7 protein-coding genes are annotated in these 17,688 nt (G+C 44.0%); 4 read left to right on the forward strand and 3 right to left on the reverse strand.

Annotated elements, in window-relative coordinates; translation table 11 throughout:
* Nucleotides 1–808 precede the first annotated feature (808 nt).
* The 4 genes from OC25_RS26390 (at nt 809) to OC25_RS26410 (ending at nt 12,155) form a co-directional block, all read left to right on the forward strand.
* The gene (locus OC25_RS26390; protein WP_039483482.1) at nt 809–2,005 is read left to right on the forward strand and encodes a glycoside hydrolase family 88 protein; all 1,197 of its coding nucleotides are present in this window, start codon (nt 809–811) and stop codon (nt 2,003–2,005) included.
* Nucleotides 2,006–2,014: 9 nt separating this feature from the next.
* Nucleotides 2,015–3,271 (forward strand): DUF2264 domain-containing protein, encoded by a 1,257-nt coding sequence (locus OC25_RS26395; protein WP_039483485.1) that lies wholly within the window; start codon nt 2,015–2,017, stop codon nt 3,269–3,271.
* Nucleotides 3,272–5,478: 2,207 nt separating this feature from the next.
* Complete coding sequence (locus OC25_RS26405) at nt 5,479–11,226, forward strand: CehA/McbA family metallohydrolase (RefSeq protein ID WP_039483491.1); 5,748 nt, start codon at nt 5,479–5,481, stop codon at nt 11,224–11,226.
* 8 nt (nt 11,227–11,234) lie between these two features.
* Entirely contained in the window at nt 11,235–12,155 is a 921-nt protein-coding gene (locus tag OC25_RS26410; protein WP_039483494.1) for a PorP/SprF family type IX secretion system membrane protein, read from the forward strand.
* Between the two features lie 1,236 nt (nt 12,156–13,391).
* Here OC25_RS26410 and OC25_RS26420 read toward each other — a convergent pair.
* The 3 genes from OC25_RS26420 to OC25_RS26430 are packed head-to-tail and all read right to left on the reverse strand — an operon-like array spanning nt 13,392 to nt 17,642.
* Nucleotides 13,392–14,087 (reverse strand): M48 family metallopeptidase, encoded by a 696-nt coding sequence (locus OC25_RS26420; protein ID WP_039483500.1) that lies wholly within the window; start codon nt 14,085–14,087, stop codon nt 13,392–13,394.
* Nucleotides 14,087–17,140 (reverse strand): type I restriction endonuclease subunit R, encoded by a 3,054-nt coding sequence (locus tag OC25_RS26425; protein ID WP_039483503.1) that lies wholly within the window; start codon nt 17,138–17,140, stop codon nt 14,087–14,089. The genes OC25_RS26420 and OC25_RS26425 overlap by 1 nt, the downstream gene beginning before the upstream one ends.
* Nucleotides 17,141–17,165: 25 nt before the next feature.
* Entirely contained in the window at nt 17,166–17,642 is a 477-nt protein-coding gene (locus tag OC25_RS26430; RefSeq protein ID WP_039483506.1) for a hypothetical protein, read from the reverse strand.
* Between the last annotated feature and the right edge of the window lie 46 nt (nt 17,643–17,688).

Raw genomic sequence — 17,688 nt, forward strand, 5'->3', positions numbered from 1 at the left:
CCTGCAAGCATAAAATTAACGCCTGCAAGCATAGAATTGCCACCTGCAAGGATAGAACCAATACTTCAGGCAAACCTTGTCACCCTTTTTTGAAGCGGACAAGAAGAAATAAAACAACAAGGGCTTTAAGATTAGCTTCGCTGAGCACTTCGTGGTTCCCGCCTGCGCGGGAATGACGGATTGTGGAAGGGAATAATGAACGTCCTTCGACTACGCTCAGGATGACAAGCTAATGTATAAAACCTCTGCACCTTGCCATCTGCACCCTGCCCTCCGGCATAGGAGATTTTCGCAGGAAAAAGCACGAAAAACTTTGCACAACCTTTCATACCCCACTACCCAAGGCAGGAGCAAGCGCGTGCGTTGGGAATGTGTAATGGCAGGCGCCTAGAAACTGCCGCAAATAAGCTTTTCGTAGGTTTTTACAAGAAAAGGTCCAGGCCTTGATCTTTTGTTACTTTTGGATCAAGCCAAAAGTAAGGGCGGTTCGGTGCTAACCGAGGCAAGACTCTGCGAAGGGGAAATAAAACAACAATGCATTAAGATTCCCGCCTGCGCGGGAATGACGAGTCTCTCAGTTATCCACGCGAGCAAACAAGAGATGCTTCGCTGCGCTCAGCATGACAACAACAAAAAAACTGAGCTATATCCAAAACGTTACATCCCACACCTCCCTTTAGGATTTTCTACCCCATCACTTAGGATTTTCGTCTTTTTTAAACCTGCAAAAGCACAATTTTGCCAGAACCAACAGTAAAACGCCGTACCGGCTTAACCGAATTTAATTAATCCACAATATACCTAAACTATGAAGAGACTATTGTTCAGCATCTGTTTACTGGCTTCGGCAGCAATTAGCCCGGCTCAAAAAGCAGTTGATGAGAAGGAAGCGATGAGAAGCCTGATTGATAAACAGTTTAAATTTGCACAGCAACAATATCAGCTCCTGGCCAAAACCACACCCGATAACCGCATGCCGAAAACTTTTTACGCCAAAAGTAACCGGCTCGAAACCAGCGATACCCAATGGTGGTGCAGTGGCTTTTACCCAGGCTCATTACTTTACATTTACGAGTACACTAAAGATCAGGCCACGCTTAAAGAAGCCGAAAAACGACTGGCCATACTCGAAAAAGAAAAACACTACACCGGAAACCACGATTTAGGTTTCATGATGTTTTGCAGTTTCGGCAATGCTTACCGTATTACCGGAAAACCGGAGTACAAACCTACTATCGATACAGCGGCTGCTTCGCTGGTTACGCGTTACCGCCCCGCAGCCAAGGTAATCCAATCGTGGAACAGCAATAAGCTGTGGAAAGGCCCAGTAATTATCGACAACCTGATGAACCTCGAACTACTGGCCTGGGTAAGCGATCATGGTGGCGACCCGAAATACAAGGAAATTGCCATTCACCATGCCGATACCTCATTAAAAAACCATTTCCGCTCCGATTACAGCTCGTATCATGTAGTAGATTACGACATGACCACCGGTAAAGTATTGAAAAAAGGAACTGCGCAGGGGGCATTCGATGAGTCGGCATGGAGCCGCGGACAAGGCTGGGCGCTATATGGCTATGCCATGATGTACCGTTTTACCAAAAACAAACGCTATTTAGAACAGGCTAAAAATATTGCCCATTTTATTATTAATAACCCCAATATGCCTGCCGATCAGGTACCCTACTGGGATTTTAATGCGCCCGGGATTCCAAACACCTATCGCGACGCTTCTGCCGCAGCCGTTATCGCCTCAGCCTTATTAGAACTGGGCCAATACAGCAGCAAAAGCGAACAAAAGTTATTTGTGGGCGAAGCCAAAAAGATGATTGTTTCGCTTTCATCAGCAGCTTACAGTGCCAAACCCGGCCAAAACGGTGGTTTCCTGTTGATGCACAGCACCGGTGCATTGCCCCTTAAATCAGAAATCGATGTACCTTTAAGCTATGCCGATTATTACTATCTTGAGGCGCTGATGCGCTATAAAAACTGGTATTTATAACCTTACAATATGGAAAGAAGAAATTTTATAGGAGCCCTGTCTTTAACCGGAGTATTCGGTTTATTTAGCCCTAAAACCGTACTCTCGGCTACAACGACAATCGAAGCCCCCAACCGACTTAAAAATGACCGCGAATACTGGTACAAACTCTTGTATAAAATTGCCAGTCCGGTGGTAGAAAACCTGGCCAACGGCACCCTGGTTAAAAACATGCCTTTAATTACGGCACCCAAGTTCGATTCGCGTTCTCCTACGGTATCTTATTTAGAGGCCGTAGGCCGTACTTATGCAGGTATAGCCCCCTGGCTGGCCCTGCCTGATGATGCTACAGCAGAAGGTGCTTTAAGAAAAAAACTCCGTTTACAGGCTGTTCAGGGTTTAGACAATTGCTTTGCACCAAACAGTCCCGATAAGCTTAATTTTAGTAAAGATTACCAGCCCATTGTAGATTCGGCTTACCTGGCCCAAACCTTTTTAAGGGCGCCTAAAGCCCTGTGGGAACCCTTAAAAACCGAAACGAAACAAGCCATTATAGCAGCTTTTAAATCGCTGCGCAACCGCAAACCGTTTAAAAACAACTGGCTGTTGTTTGGCTCTATTACCGAAGCCTTTTTACTTTCCATTGGTGAGCAGCATGACGAAGCCCGTTTAAACGAAGGAGTAGATGCACTTAACAGCTGGTACAAAGGTGATGGCTGGTATGGCGACGGACCAAATCTGGCTTTCGATTACTACAACTCTTTTGTAATTCACCCGATGATGGTAGATACACTGGCCATAATGGTTGATCATAAACTGGCGAAACAGGAGCGTTATGATCTGGCTTTAAAACGCATGCAGCGTTACGTGGTAGGGCAGGAGCGAATGATTTCGCCCGAAGGCACTTACCCGCCTATAGGCCGTTCTATTACCTATCGTACCGGTGCTTTCCAGGCTTTAAGTCAGGTAGCTTTAATGCATAAATTGCCCGAAACCATTACACCGGCACAGGTACGCTCGGCATTAACCAAAGTAAAACAGAATTTATACGATACCCCGGGTACTTTCGATGCCAAAGGCTGGTTACAGCTGGGCTTTTGTGGTCACGACGCCGAAATAGCCGATTATTATACCTCTACAGGCAGTTTATACATGGCTACACTGTCGTTCCTGCCTTTGGGCTTACCGGCCAGCGACGAATTCTGGTCGGCCCCAGCCGCCGACTGGACAGCTAAAAAAGCCTGGGCCGCGAAACCTTTCCCGAAAGATTATCATGTAGAGTACTAAAGTATAAAAGCTACTGTATTAAGGCTGGCTCACGCTATAAGCGGATGAGCTGGCCTTTTTGTTTTACTCCCTATCCGCCTGTCGGCACCTTTCCCCTTCAGGGGAAAGGATGCAAGATAAACATTTATCACTATCCCTCTCGACGTCACCCTGAACTTCCGCCCGGCTGGTCGGACGGGTGTTTCAGGGTCTCTATGTAGCTCGCACAAATAAAATAAGAGATGATTAAACAAATCCAATAGCAATAACGAGCAAAACACGCCTTAAAAGAAGTCCGTCATTCCGAGTGGAGCGCAGCGAAACCGAGGAATCTATATCGATTAACCTAAATCCGCCGTACCCCTCTCGGCTGTCACCCACCACCTCGCCGTCACCCTGAACTTCTGCCCTGACGGTCGTACGGGTGTTTCAGGGTCTCTATATAGCTTGCACAAATAAGATGCTGAAACAAATCCTATAGCAATAACGGGTAGAACACGCCTTAAAAGAAATCCGTCATTCCGAGTGGAGCGCAGCGAAACCGAGGAATCTATATCAATTAACATAAATCAGCCGTAATCCTTTCGGCTGTCATCAACTACCTCGCCGTCACCCTGAACTTGTTTCAGGGTCTCTACTTTACCGACGTAAATAATGGAGAGATACTTCGCTGCGCTCAGCATGACAGAGAGGTTTGAGCGCGGAGTAACAAAAGTCCTTCGACGGGCTCAGGATGACAACCAAAATTAGATCCTCTGCACCCTGCCCTCCGGTATAGGAGATTTTCGCCGGAAAAAGCACGAAAAGCTTTGCACTAACTTTCATACCCCCACTGCCCAAGGCAGGATCAAGCGCGTGTATTGGCCTAAGCGCGGGCAAGCGCCTAGAAACTGCCGCCATTTAGCTTTTCGTAGGTTTTTACAAGAAAAGATCCAAGCCTTTCAGTTATGCCATTTTATTGTTGTTTTCATCGGCTGGCATGCTTTCGCTGCGCTCAAGTTTGTTACTTTTGGATCAAGCCAACCTGCGAAGCAAGCTTGAAGGCCGATAAAAAAATAAACACAGCTGAAAAAAGTAAGAGCGGTTCGGTGGCTAACCGAGGTAAGACAGTGTGAAGGGAAAAACAGCCAAAGCATTACGATTCCCGCATGCGCGGGAATGACGGATTGTGGAAGAGATTGCTCCTCTAGACAGATTGCTTCAGCTCGCACAACCCGGCTTAGCAATGACGGATCGGGGAAGGGATCGCCGTTACCTTGGTCCGATAGCTATCGGACTAGTTTCAGGGTCTCACTACAATCAACACGAGCTATAAAGAGATGCTGAACCACCCCACTCCGCACAGCCTGGCAAGTGTTCAGCATGACGCGCGAGGTTTCTCTGCACCATGCTATCTGCACCCTGCCCTCCGGCATAGGAGATGATGGCAGGAGAAGCTGTTGAAACTTTTGCACAGTTCCACAATATACCAAAGAACCAAAACAGAGGCAAGAACGATTTTTCTTCGTTCCTAGCCGCTGTTGCTAATAAAGTTTCGACTAGCTTATCCAACATCAGATCCAGGCCTTGATTTTTTGGTCCTTTTTCATCAAGGAAAAAGGACTAGCCACGGCGGCAATGAGCCGAAAAAATAAAAGCTGCTGAAAGCAGCGATAGCTTTAAGATTAGCTTCGCTGAGCACTTCGTGGTTACCGCCTGCACGGGAATCACGGATTATGGAGGGGAGTAATAAAGGTCCTTCGACAAGCTCAGGATGACATACTAAGCGGTATAATTCATTAGATCATGATTTTTTCAAGGTCTCCCTAACCGCCACGAGCTATAGAGAGATGCTGAACCACTCCTTTCCACCAGCCTCGCAAGTGTTCAGCATGACGGCGAGAAGAAGACTACCTAAGCGTTTCAACCGAAAAGAAACCTTCTCCAACGCCTTTACCATCAAAAAATTACCCCTTATTACATTTATTTTTCCACAATCGCTTTAATTAACATTAAATTAACCTGACTATTAAGCTTTTGCACATACATTTGCTACAACTAACAAACCTATATCATTTTTCATTAAATCACCCTTATCTCCCGAATATGGTAAAAACTTTACGCCCATTAACTTAATCCCTGTCAGAACAATTCTGAAAACCACCTGGACGTAGTACACCAACAAGGTACCACGCTTTAACTATTCATAAATAAGCTTATTCATCCTTTCATATCCCTAAAAAAATTATATGAAAAAACTTTTACTATTATCCTTATTTCTTACCCTCTACTTCCCCTTCGCTACACTGGCACAAGTTGCCAGCTGGGATTTTACAGGGCAAAGTATGCTGGCAACTTCTACTGCCACAACTTATGACGCAGGCTTAGCTGCAGCTCCTGTTTTAACACGCGGTGCCGGAGCAGCAGCAAGTGCAGGTAACAATTCCTTCAGGACAGTCAATTTTAAAAATGACGGAATTTCTACCACCAATACTGATTATTTTCAGGTAACCCTAACCGCATCAGCAGGTAATAAGATTTCACTCAGTTCAATTGATGCACTTTTTGCCGGAACAGCCACTTATTATGCAAATGCAGGTGTTAGTTCACAATACGCATATAGCTTGGATGGAACAACTTTTACTTTAATAGGAAGCCCATCATCGATAACAAGTACAACTGTTGCACCTAACGCATCTCCAACGGTTAATTTATCTGGTATAACAGCATTACAAAATGTTGCTGCAGGCACCACCATAACCATCCGTTACTATGCTTCAGGGCAAACAGCCACTGGCGGTTGGGGCTTTAACTCTCCTGCTGCCGGAAGAATCGGTTTCAATATCGGTGGTTCGGTAACAGGTTCAAGTACGATTGATACAACACCACCGACAAATGCTTCTGGTTATCCGAAAACAGCTTTAACAACAAGCACCACTGTTAATCTGATCAGTAACATTAACGAAGCCGGCAAAACCTATTACGTAGTAACGCCAGCTCCCTCGGCAGCACCTACACCCGCGCAGGTAAAAGCAGGTTTAAACGCCGGAGGCACCGCAGCACTAAAGGCAGGTACCTTAACCAATGCAGCCAATACCGATGTAAGTACCACCATTACGGGCTTAACAGCAAGCACAAACTACGTGGTTTATGTAGTGGCAGAAGATGCCGCTACCACACCCAATCTACAAACAAGCGTAGCCCAGCTTAATGTAACTACACTGGGTTTGGCTGATGTGACCCCTCCGGTAACAACGGCTACTTACCCAAAAACCACAACGGTAACCACCACTTCAGTCGATTTTGTGAACAACATTAACGAAGCAGGTACCACTTATTACGTACTGGCCTTAACGGGCGGCACTGCCCCGAGCCCTGCGCAGGTTAAAGCCGCACAGGACGGCACCGGCGCTGCAGCCTTAAAATCGGGCTCTTTTGCCAATACCGCCAATACCGATGCCAGCGCATCTATCACCGGTTTAACAACCGGTACCGCTTATACCTTATACGTAGTAGCACAAGATGCTGCCGGCAATTTACAAACCACTGTGGCTACTGTTGATGCCACAACGGCTAATCCTCCTTTGGTGAGCGCCCCCGTAATCATCAGTCAGTATTACGAAGGTACATCTGTAAACAAATGGATCGAATTAACCAACCTCAGCAATGCCCCCATTAATACGGCATCGCCACAGTTAAAATTAGCCTTATACAATATTTCTGGCGATGCGGGTAACATCAACATCACCGGTGCACCCTCACAAACTGTAAACTTAAACTTTACCATCCCTGCCCATGGCTCAGTACTTTTGGGCAATACGGGTAATGGTACCGAAGTTCCTTATTTAACCCCTGCAAGTGCCATTTTAAACAGCAATACCGTAATCAACTTTAACGGTAATGATGGTGTGGCCCTCTTAGATGCCAATAACAACATTATCGATGCCTTCGGACAAGGCGTTAATGCTAAAGATGTTTCTTACGTAAGAAGCTTAAACGTAACTGCACCAAGTCCAACCTATGTAGATAACGACTGGACCAGAACACCACTGGCTACGGTACAAAATGCCATCGATGATGACGATGCAGACCGCTTGGGTGTTCATTTCCCGCCTAATTTACCGGCCTGTGCCGCACCAACAAGTCCGGCGACTGCTTTAACCTTTAGCGCAGTAACTACCGGCAGCATTACGGCCAGCTTCACCAAATCGGCTGATGCCAACGAATACCTCATTATCAGAAGCTTAAACAACACCTTAAGCGCCCTGCCTGCCGATGGTACCGCTTATCCTGTAGGTGCTGCTTTGGGCGGTGGCACCGTAATCAATAAAATTGTTAGCAATACTTTTACCGATAACGGCTTAAACAGTGCTACCACCTATACTTATTTTATTGTTCCTTTAAATAACCTGTCGTGTACCGGCGGACCAAAATATTTAACCAGCAACATTTTAACGGCTGCACAAACCACCAAAACCCTGTTGCCATGTGCTACTCCAACGGCACAGCCTACTGCATTTACCATTACCTCATCCAACTATAACTTTATCCAGGCTTCATTTACACCAGCAGCAGCTGCCGATGAGTACCTGGTGGTAATGAGCACCAGCAATACCCTAAGCGCGGCACCCCAAAACCAAACCGTTTATAACGTTGGCGATATGCTGGGTGGCGGTATTGTGGTAAAAAGAGGTACAGGTACTTCTTTTATTAGAAACGGCCTTACCCAAAACACCAGTTACTATTTCTTTACCTATGCTGTAAACAGTGCCTGCAGCGGCGGACCTTTGTACTTAACTGCCCAACCCCTTTTAGGCAATTTTAAAACCGGTATACTCGATGTAAATAAACTGAATTTCTATTATGGCAACTTACACAGCCACAGTAGCTATTCTGATGGTAACAAAGACGATTTAACCAAAAAACCTGAGGATGATTATGCTTTCGCCAAAACGGCCATGAACCTCGATTTCCTGGGCATATCTGAGCATAACCACACCCAGGCAGGCATGTCTTTAGCTAACTGGCAGCCCGGTATCGATGCCGCTAAAAAAGCAACTACTGCTAACTTCGTAGCCCTGCACGGTATGGAGTGGGGCGTAATCAGCGGCGGCGGACACGTTATTGTGTACGGTATCGATTCGCTGATTGGATGGGAACCCGGCGAAAACCAGATTTATGTTCCTAAAAGCACCTATGTTGGCCCCAACGGCTTATTCAGGATTATAAACAGGCATGGCTTAAATGCTGTAGCTACCCTGGCCCACCCCAATACAACCGATTTTAACAACCTGGCAGCCACCTACGATTTAAGCGCCGACAGTGCCATTGTAGGAACCGCTTTAGCCAGTGGTCCGGCGTTTTCTACCAACGTTACCTATTCCGATCCGGCAAGCTCAATGAGTTATTTAAGTTATTATAACCGCATGCTGGCCAAAGGATACCACCTCGGTGCCTCCATCGATCACGATAACCACAACATGACCTTTGGTAAGCACACCCGTGCCCGGTTAGTGGTACTGGCTCCTGCCCTTACCGAAAACGATTTATTGGATGCCATTAAAAAGATGCGGTTTTATGCTTCAGAAGATTCCGCAGCCAAAGTAATTTTCACTATCAATAAGCAGCCTGTGGGCAGTATATTTAAAACTGCCGGCGCACCACAGCTTTCGGTAAGCTCAATTACCACCAGTCCGGTAACCAGCATCAGGATTTTATACGGAACACCCGGTAGCGGCACCAACCCTGTTGAGTTAACCACAAGTACAACGGCCAGCTTAACCTATACCGATAATGCTTTGGCCAACCTGGCTACCGGTTATTATTATGCCGATATTGTTGAAGCCGATGGAAGCAGGATCATTACCTCGCCCATTTGGTACACCAGAGATGATGCAACCGTTAAGAAAGACCAAAACATTACCTTTGCCCCAACACGTAGCGCAACCTATGGCGACCCCGATCTTGCAGCCGGAGCCACCAGCGACAATACCAGCATTAACATTACCTACACCAGCAGCGATACCAATATTGCAACCATCAGCAATAACGATATCCACATTGTAAAAGCAGGTACCGTAACCATTACCGCCGAACAGCCTGGCGATACTTTCTTTAATCCGGCAGTAGCTAAGCAACAGGTATTAACCATCGCCCCTAAAGCCATTACCGTAACTGCCGATGCCAAAACCAAGGTAGCAGGAACGGCAGATCCCACTTTAACTTATACCGCTGCCCCTGCACTTATCGGCACCGATACCTTTACCGGTACGTTAACACGTGCAGCAGGCGAAACTGCCGGCGATTATGCCATACAGCAGGGCACACTGGCTTTAAGCAGTAATTATGCCTTAAACTACCAAACCGCCAACCTGCGTATTTATGCCAAACCTGTTGCAGCTTTAAGTGGTAATATTTCCGTGCCCCTTAACAGCACTGCACCGGTAATTACTTTTACCGCCACAGCAGGTAACGCACCATTTACCTTTACCTATAACATTAACGGGGCTGCGCCGCAAACCTTAACATCGGCAACCACTACCGCAACACTTAGCGTACCAACCAATGCTGTAGGTACATTTGTGTATACCGTTACCAGCATTACCGATGCATACAGTACCCAGGTGCAGAACGTTTCTACAACCGTTAAAATTAACCCGATCCCTGTAGCCAGCATTTCGGGCACTACTGCCCTGTGCTTAAACGGTACCGCACCAACCGTTACCTTTACCGGCGGCAATGGTACCGGCCCTTATGTATTTACCTACAACATTAACGGTGGTGCAAACCAAACCCTTAGCACCACCGGCACCAATACAACGGCTACTGTAACTGCGCCAACAAACCTTGCCGGAACTTTTAACTACAACCTCATCAGTGTATCTGATGTAAATGCAGGCCAAAACCAATCTGGTACTGCCGTTATTACCATTAGAGCGCTTGCTACCGCAACCATATCCGGTTCTACCGCTGTACCAAACCTGGCTACTGCTCCTAACATTACCTTTACCGGTGCAAACGGCACAGCGCCTTACACCTTTACCTATAACATTAACGGGGGTACCAACCGCACCGTAACCGCTACAGGAAACACCGTAACAGTAGCAGCGCCAACCAATGTGGTAGGTACTTTTGTATACAACCTGGTAAGTGTGGCCGATGCAAATTGCAGTCAGCCGCAAACCGGTTCGGCAACGGTATTAATCCGTCCGCTGCCGGTAGCCACCATTGCAGGCAGTACTTCGGTTTGTAATTTTGCTGCTTCGCCGAACATTACCTTTACAGGCTCAGTTGGTACTGGTCCGTACACCTTTACCTATACCATTAATGGCGGAAGCAACCGTACCGTAAGCACCAGTTCAGGTTCGAACACAGCAACGGTTAACGTGCCAACCAGTGCTACAGGTACCTATACCTATGCTTTGGTTAGCGTTGCTGATATTTATGCCAGTCAGGCACAAACTGGAACAGCAACCGTAACCGTAAATGCTTTACCAGTTGTTGCCATCAGCAGCAATAAAGGTGCATCCATCTCTAAAGGCGAAGCTTTGATTTTAACCGCAACAGGTGGCACCCAGTACAACTGGACTGGTAGCGACATCATAGGCGGACAAACAAGCGCAGCCGTAACCATCAGGCCAAAACAGAGCGGCACCTACAGGGTAACCGTAACCAATGCCAGTGGTTGTACAAGCGAGCAAAGCATTGCCATTACCGTAATTGAAGATTATAAACTCGAAGCCAGTACCGTAGTTACGCCAAATGGCGATGGGTACAACGATAAGTTCATCATCAAAAACATCGACTATTACCCCAACAATACGCTGAAGATTTTTGATAAAACCGGACGGATCCTGTACACCAAACACACCTACGCCAACGATTGGGATGGCACCATAAACGGTAGCCCGCTTTCTGAAGGCACTTATTACTACATCATCGACCTCGGAACAGGCGTTGGTACATTTAAAGGTTTTATCAATATCATTAGAGACTAATTACAGACATGAAAGCAATCATCAAAAACATAAAGCAAATAAGTCGCGTAACGTTTCTATTTGCAGCAGGATTATCCTTTTTTCAAAGTGCAAAAGCACAGCTGTTGCCTTTAAATGCCCAGTATTTCCAGAACCGTTACCTGGTTAACCCCTCTATGGCTGGTATTAACGAAGGCTTTAACATCAACGGCAGTTTCCGCAAGCAGTGGTCAAACATTCCCGGTGCTCCACTTACCCAAAGCGTTACGCTCGATCAGCAGGTAAACAAAGTGGGCTGGGGTGTAAATTTCTACAACGAAAAATCGGGCGGTATCCAGCGTACCAAAGCCGTAGGTACCTTTGCCTATCACCTCCCACTCAGCAATGACGAGCAGCAATTAAACTTTGGTATCTCTTTTGGCGCCAGTCAGGACAGGCTCGATTTAAGCAGTGTAAGAAACAGCGACATTAACGACCCTTCCATTGCCCGCTTTAACGACCGGGGCTATTACCTCGATGGCGATTTCGGTGTATCCTACACTTCGAAAAACTTAACCATCGAAGGTGCCGTACCCAACATGCGTTCCGTATTCAGGAAAGACGATTTAAACTTTGCCGATAAACCCACTTTTTACTCGGCGGTGAGTTATAAGTTTAACCTCAGCTCCGGTATGGATGCCATTAGCCTGGAGCCGAAGGGTGTATTCAGGGGTATTAAAAACTACCAGAATTTATGGGATGCCGGCTTAAACGCCAACTTTGCCAACGATAAGCTGTACCTGATGGCCATGTACCACAATACACAGAATGCTACCGTAGGTTTCGGCATGAATTATAAATCTACCCTGTATTTCATGGCTTATTACAACACCGCCACCTCAGCTATCAGCGGTTATACCGGCGGCGATTTTGAAGTGAATGTACGCGTAAACATCGGCAAGAAACCCTAGTACCTCACGCTGAAAAGCGATGTTTAAGATAAGCCGTTCCGATGTAAAAACCGGAACGGCTTTTTTTATTATTGTCATCCTGAGCGTTCCGATGCATCGGAACAGGTAGTCGAAGAATCTCTATTGTCCATCCCGCTTGCACATCCCACTTAGCCTGTCATCCTGAGCGGAGTCGAAGGATCTTCACAGCCACCGTACCAGGCCCCTATCCGCCTGCCGGCACCTTTCCCCTGGAAGGGAAAGGATGCAAGAGAAAAGTTTAGCGCATCCCAGCTTAACTTGTCATCCTGAGCCTGTCGAAGGACTTTATAACCCTTGTGCACCCTGCCCTCTGGCATAGGAGATGATGGCAGGAGAAAACGTTAAAGCTTTTGCACAAACGTTCAAATAATACTGCCCAAGGCAGCGTGTCTTTCCCGACTTTTCGTCGGGGCTTGCGCTGCCGCAATAAAAGCTTTGACGATTTTATCCAACATCAGATCCAAGCCTTGATTTTTGGTTACCTTTTTATCAAGAAAAAGGTAAGAGCGGTTCGGCGGCAAGCCGAGGCAAGACAGTGCGAAGGGAAAGAACAGCCAATGTATTAAGATTAGTTTCGCTGAGCACTTCGTGGTTCCCGCCTGCACGGGAATGACGGATTGTGGAAGGGGATCTCTCCCTCGATCGTCACCCTGGTCCGATAGCTATCGGACTCGATTCAGGGTCTCTCCAAAATCTACGCGAGCCATAAAGAGATGCTGAAACGAGTTCAGCATGACGCATGGGGGGATCCTCTGCACCCTGTCCTCCGGCATAGGAGATTTTCGCAGGAAAAAGCACGAAAAGATTTGTACAGCCTTTCATCTCCCCTGCCCAAGGCAGGAACAAGCGCGTGCATTGGCCAGGGCGTGGATAAGCGCCTAGAAACTGCCGCTATTCAGCTTTTCGTAGCTTTTTACAAGAATTGCGCAGCAATCTTTTATACCGATAAAAACAACATTATCGCATAAAAAACTGATCCAAGCCTTGATTTTTGGTTACCTTTTTATCAAGAAAAAGGTAAGAGCCCCCGCGGCGGCGAGCGGAAGAAAGCCCGTGCGCACGGCATAGATAGCCAAAGCATTACGATTCCCATCCGATAGCTATCGGATCAAGTTGGGAATGACGGATCTGCTAAGGGTTCACTCCTCGATCTTCACCCTGAACTTCGGCCCGACCAGTCGGACGGATGTCTCAGGGTATCTTCAAGTTAATAACTTACAAAGGCAGTTCATTTAAAATTTTCTTTTGAATTCTCCAATTAGGTAAATATTTGTTCATTAACATAATAAAATTCTTATTATGGTTGCGTTCTAATAAATGAACAAGTTCATGCACAACAATATATTCTATACATGCTTTAGGCTTTTTTACCAACTCAATATTAAACCATAGCATACGGTTGCCAATATTACAACTACCCCACTTAGATTTCATTTTTCGAATACCAAAGTTAATATCAGTAATATTCATCAGCTTAGCATATTCCACAAGGAGATTTCCAACTACCCCATCTAGCTGTTTTTTATACCAGTTATATAGTGTTTTATGTTTTTGTTCGGTAGTAGCTTGAGGCACGCAGTGAAGTTCAATCGTATGATGTTTTAAAATCAGCTTTGGTTTATTAGCTTCAATTACGTTGAGTAAGTAGCGTTGCCCTAGAAACTGATGACTTTCCTTTGTGATCATCAACTTTGGCGATTCCCTTTGCTGACTCCTTATTTTACCCTGTTCCCTTTTAATCCATCCTAATTTGGTTGCTGCATATATTTTAACCTTTTCCAAATCATAAAAATCAGGGGAAGCTATAGTTACTCGCCCATCTGGTGGATGCACACTCAAATGGAGGTTTTTAATCTCTTTAAATGTAACCTCAATTTTTACAGACCCAATCGTTAAACTATCGCTTCTCATTAGTATTCATCCTTATGTGCGTCGATAATTTTATAAACTTTCTCTACTTTATCTAAATCTTTCACTACCCCATAGATTGCTTTCTTAACTATTTTTTGCTTCGCCACGTTTTCTCTAAATCCGTCTGCTTTAACGTATTGTACGGCATCTTCGCAAGCTAAAGCCAAAACCTCATCATCATCCAAAGTATGATAAAGCGCTACTTTTCCTTTTGTATTTAAAGATTTTGGTAAGCTATCTTCTTTTCCTTGATTTACCTTGCTAATTAATGCTGCTATTTCTTTTAAATATTGTTGGTAGTTAATCGTTTCCTGCCTCCTTCTTTCAATAAGCTCTTGCAACAGCACACTCATATGATCAAAATACTTCGGATCTAACAAATGTTCCTCTACAATTTTACTACGTACATTATTCTCAATAACCTCAGCTACGGCTTCTGGATTCCCTTTGATTTCATTTGGCAAACTATCAATAGCTTTATCCATATCTGTCTCCAATAAATCCAATAAGGAAATATTTTCAAAGGGAGAAATCACTTCAGATTCTTCAGCTCTAATGTAAGTATCAATCAAAAAACGCATATCAGCTTCATAGGCTTTTAAATCAATTGTTTCGCCAGATGCCTTACGGATAATTTCCCTTAGGTTTAAATAATCCTCAAGCTTATCATTAAACCGTTTAATTTCGGCTGCTGTAAATTCAGCCGTAACAAAGTCAGCTTTTACATTTGCATAAGCCCTTATATATTCTACTATGGCTTTGTAAAGTGCCATCCGTTTATATTCTGTAGCCTTTAAATCTTCTGAGATTTCAGTATTACCGCAGAAATAATGAATGTAAGCTAACCCGTCTTTAGGCGCTGCTACATTTTCGCAAATGCTTTCAACTGTTTCCAAAGCTGTAAACAATCGATCTATAGCTATTTTCAAGCGGTCTTTCAATTGTACATTAACCTCTTCTTTTGTAAATCCTTCACTCGCTAACTCAGAAGTGTATACATTAATGGCATCAGTAACTTTGCCAAAGAGCTCCATATAATCAACAATGTAACCATAGTCTTTATCATCAGTATCTAAACGGTTTACACGGCAAATTGCCTGAAATAAAGTATGGTCCTGCATCCTTTTATCAATGTAGATGTAACTACAAGGTGGTGCATCAAAACCAGTCAGCAACTTAGAAACTACTATTAACAGTTTCATTCTTGCCGGCTCTTTACGAAAACTTTCTTTGGCATCTGCCTCATAAGTTTCCGTTTTAGATTTATTTCCTTTTACACTAACCTCTTTTAATAAATCGGTGTAAGTCTTATAAATAAATTCTTTGTCCGTTTCACTATCGGCACCGGTATCTTCTAATGAAACATCACTAGCATGTGGATTATAGGAAGTAATAATGGCACATTTATTTTTCAGTTCGGTATTTAAGAAAAGACTATAATACTTCGCAGCTTCATAAATACTCGATGCAACTAAAATAGCGTTTCCACTTTGGGATTTTAAGCGTGGTTTAACAGAAAAATCTACAATTATATCTGCTACAATTTTTTCCATTCTGCTTTTAGAACTCAGCACATTTTGCATAGTGCCCCATTTCTTTTTCAGCTCATTTTTCTGAAAATCATTTAAGCCAGCTGTCTTAGCTTCAAACCACTGATCAACTTTGGTTTGCGAAGTAAGATTTTGTTCAATAGCCCTACCCTCATACATCAAATCTTTTACTACACCATCATCTACGGCCTCATTAAATTTGTACGTATGAATGTATCTGCCAAATACATCCATTGTAGTTTTCTTATCTTCTTTTAATAAAGGAGTACCAGTAAATCCTATGAAAACAGCGTTATGCAGCACGGCTTTCATTACTTGATTCAATTTACCACTTTGCGTACGGTGACATTCATCAATGAATACGAAGATCTCGCCTTGTGTCTGCACAGGATTGCTCTGTAATTCTTTAATGAAAGCATCAAAATCCGTTTCCGATTTATTTCCGAATTTATGAATGAGCGAGCAAACCAACCTTGGCCTGGAAGAAGTTAAAAAAGTCATTAGTTCTTTTCCGGACCTCGTTTTTGCGACATCCGTTTCCCCTACATCTTTAAAAACCCGTTCTATCTGATCATCTAATTCAGTACGGTCGGTTAATATTACAATTCGTGAATTGGCAACATTTTCCAAAATCCACTTACCCAACATCACCATCATTAACGATTTACCCGAACCCTGAGTATGCCAAATAATCCCCCCTTCCTTTCTACGCACAAATTTTTGAGCTTCCTTTAATGCAAAATATTGGTGTGGGCGGGGAAACTTTTTCCGACCAGCGTCGAAAACAACACCATTATAAATCAAATCAATCAGTCGCTCCTTTTGGCAGAGCTTTTTTAGATATTTATCTAGTTTGTAGCCTTCGTTATCCTCTTCATCTTCTTTCCAGGCTAAATAATATTTGTTTTCGGTTTCAATAGTGCCATATTTTAAACCCTGTGTATTATTACCTGCCATCAGCAACTGCACCGTGGTATAAAACCACTCATTAAACAATACCCGTTGATTAGAAATAGACTGGTTGATACTTTCTGAAATATCAATAGTTCCTCTCTTTAATTCTAAAATGCCAATCGCAATTCCATTGATATATAAAACTATATCGGGGCGACGGTTATTTTCTCCCTTAGTTAATGTTACTTCTTCTGCAATCCCAAACTCGTTTTTTGAAAAATCGTTCCAGTCAATCGGGAAAATGGTATCAAACTGCTCACCTAAATCAGGTCTGGCTTTAACACCATAGCGCAATAGCGAATACATTGCCTTGTTTCGGTGATACAAATTGCTAGAGTTGGCAGTAGCCAAGTCATATACCTCTTTTACCGCCTTATCAGCAAGGGTTTCAGAATAACCACGTTTCAGCAAATTCTTTTTTAGAATTTCTTCTTCAACATTACTATTGTGCTCCCGTTTTTCCCAATTACCATAATAAGTATAGCCTAACTCTTTTTGGAAGAGTTGGATGATGCGATTTTGGGTAATGCGTTCTATAGGGTTAATCATTAATCTAGTTTCTTGTAATTATGGATTATCTGCTTTTAATTTCATCAATTATTCGTTGAGCTTCTATTGTCAGATTTTCACTCTCATAAGTAACTAGTAATTGATTAGGGAAATGCTTATCATACCATTTCTGCTTTTCTTCCCAACGCTGTTTGTATTTTGGCAAATGTAACATTCCAACGTGTTCCCAGTAATAAGTTTTTCCGTTGACATTTACAGTAAAATCTGGAAGATAAAATGTTTTATCAGGAGCGTACAATAATGTTTCATATTTAAAACTGGTCATTTCATTGGTCGCTAACAGATTTGTAATTATAACCTCTGATTTACTTCTGACTAAATATTCACTCAATGTTGCTTGAACTTTCCCTTCTTCATTGTGTATTTCGGTGAAAGTGACCCCTCTGTTTCGGGCCAAACTGGCCACCAATTTGATTACCGGATGATGCACATCTAAGTTCCTTTCCCTCTGAACAAATATACACTTCGGATCCAAATCCATTTTCCTCAGGACTTTTCGGTTTAATCCATCTTACTGCCGGATTTAT

The organism is Pedobacter kyungheensis (assembly GCF_000812965.1).
Classification (GTDB): domain Bacteria; phylum Bacteroidota; class Bacteroidia; order Sphingobacteriales; family Sphingobacteriaceae; genus Pedobacter; species Pedobacter kyungheensis.

Coding starts and splice junctions, on each gene's coding strand:
- OC25_RS26390 (WP_039483482.1), top strand. CDS start 809: ATGAAGAGACTATTGTTCAGCATCTGTTTACTGGCTTCGGCAGCAATT.
- OC25_RS26395 (WP_039483485.1), top strand. CDS start 2,015: ATGGAAAGAAGAAATTTTATAGGAGCCCTGTCTTTAACCGGAGTATTC.
- OC25_RS26405 (WP_039483491.1), top strand. CDS start 5,479: ATGAAAAAACTTTTACTATTATCCTTATTTCTTACCCTCTACTTCCCC.
- OC25_RS26410 (WP_039483494.1), top strand. CDS start 11,235: ATGAAAGCAATCATCAAAAACATAAAGCAAATAAGTCGCGTAACGTTT.
- OC25_RS26420 (WP_039483500.1), bottom strand. CDS start 14,087: ATGAGAAGCGATAGTTTAACGATTGGGTCTGTAAAAATTGAGGTTACA.
- OC25_RS26425 (WP_039483503.1), bottom strand. CDS start 17,140: ATGATTAACCCTATAGAACGCATTACCCAAAATCGCATCATCCAACTC.
- OC25_RS26430 (WP_039483506.1), bottom strand. CDS start 17,642: ATGGATTTGGATCCGAAGTGTATATTTGTTCAGAGGGAAAGGAACTTA.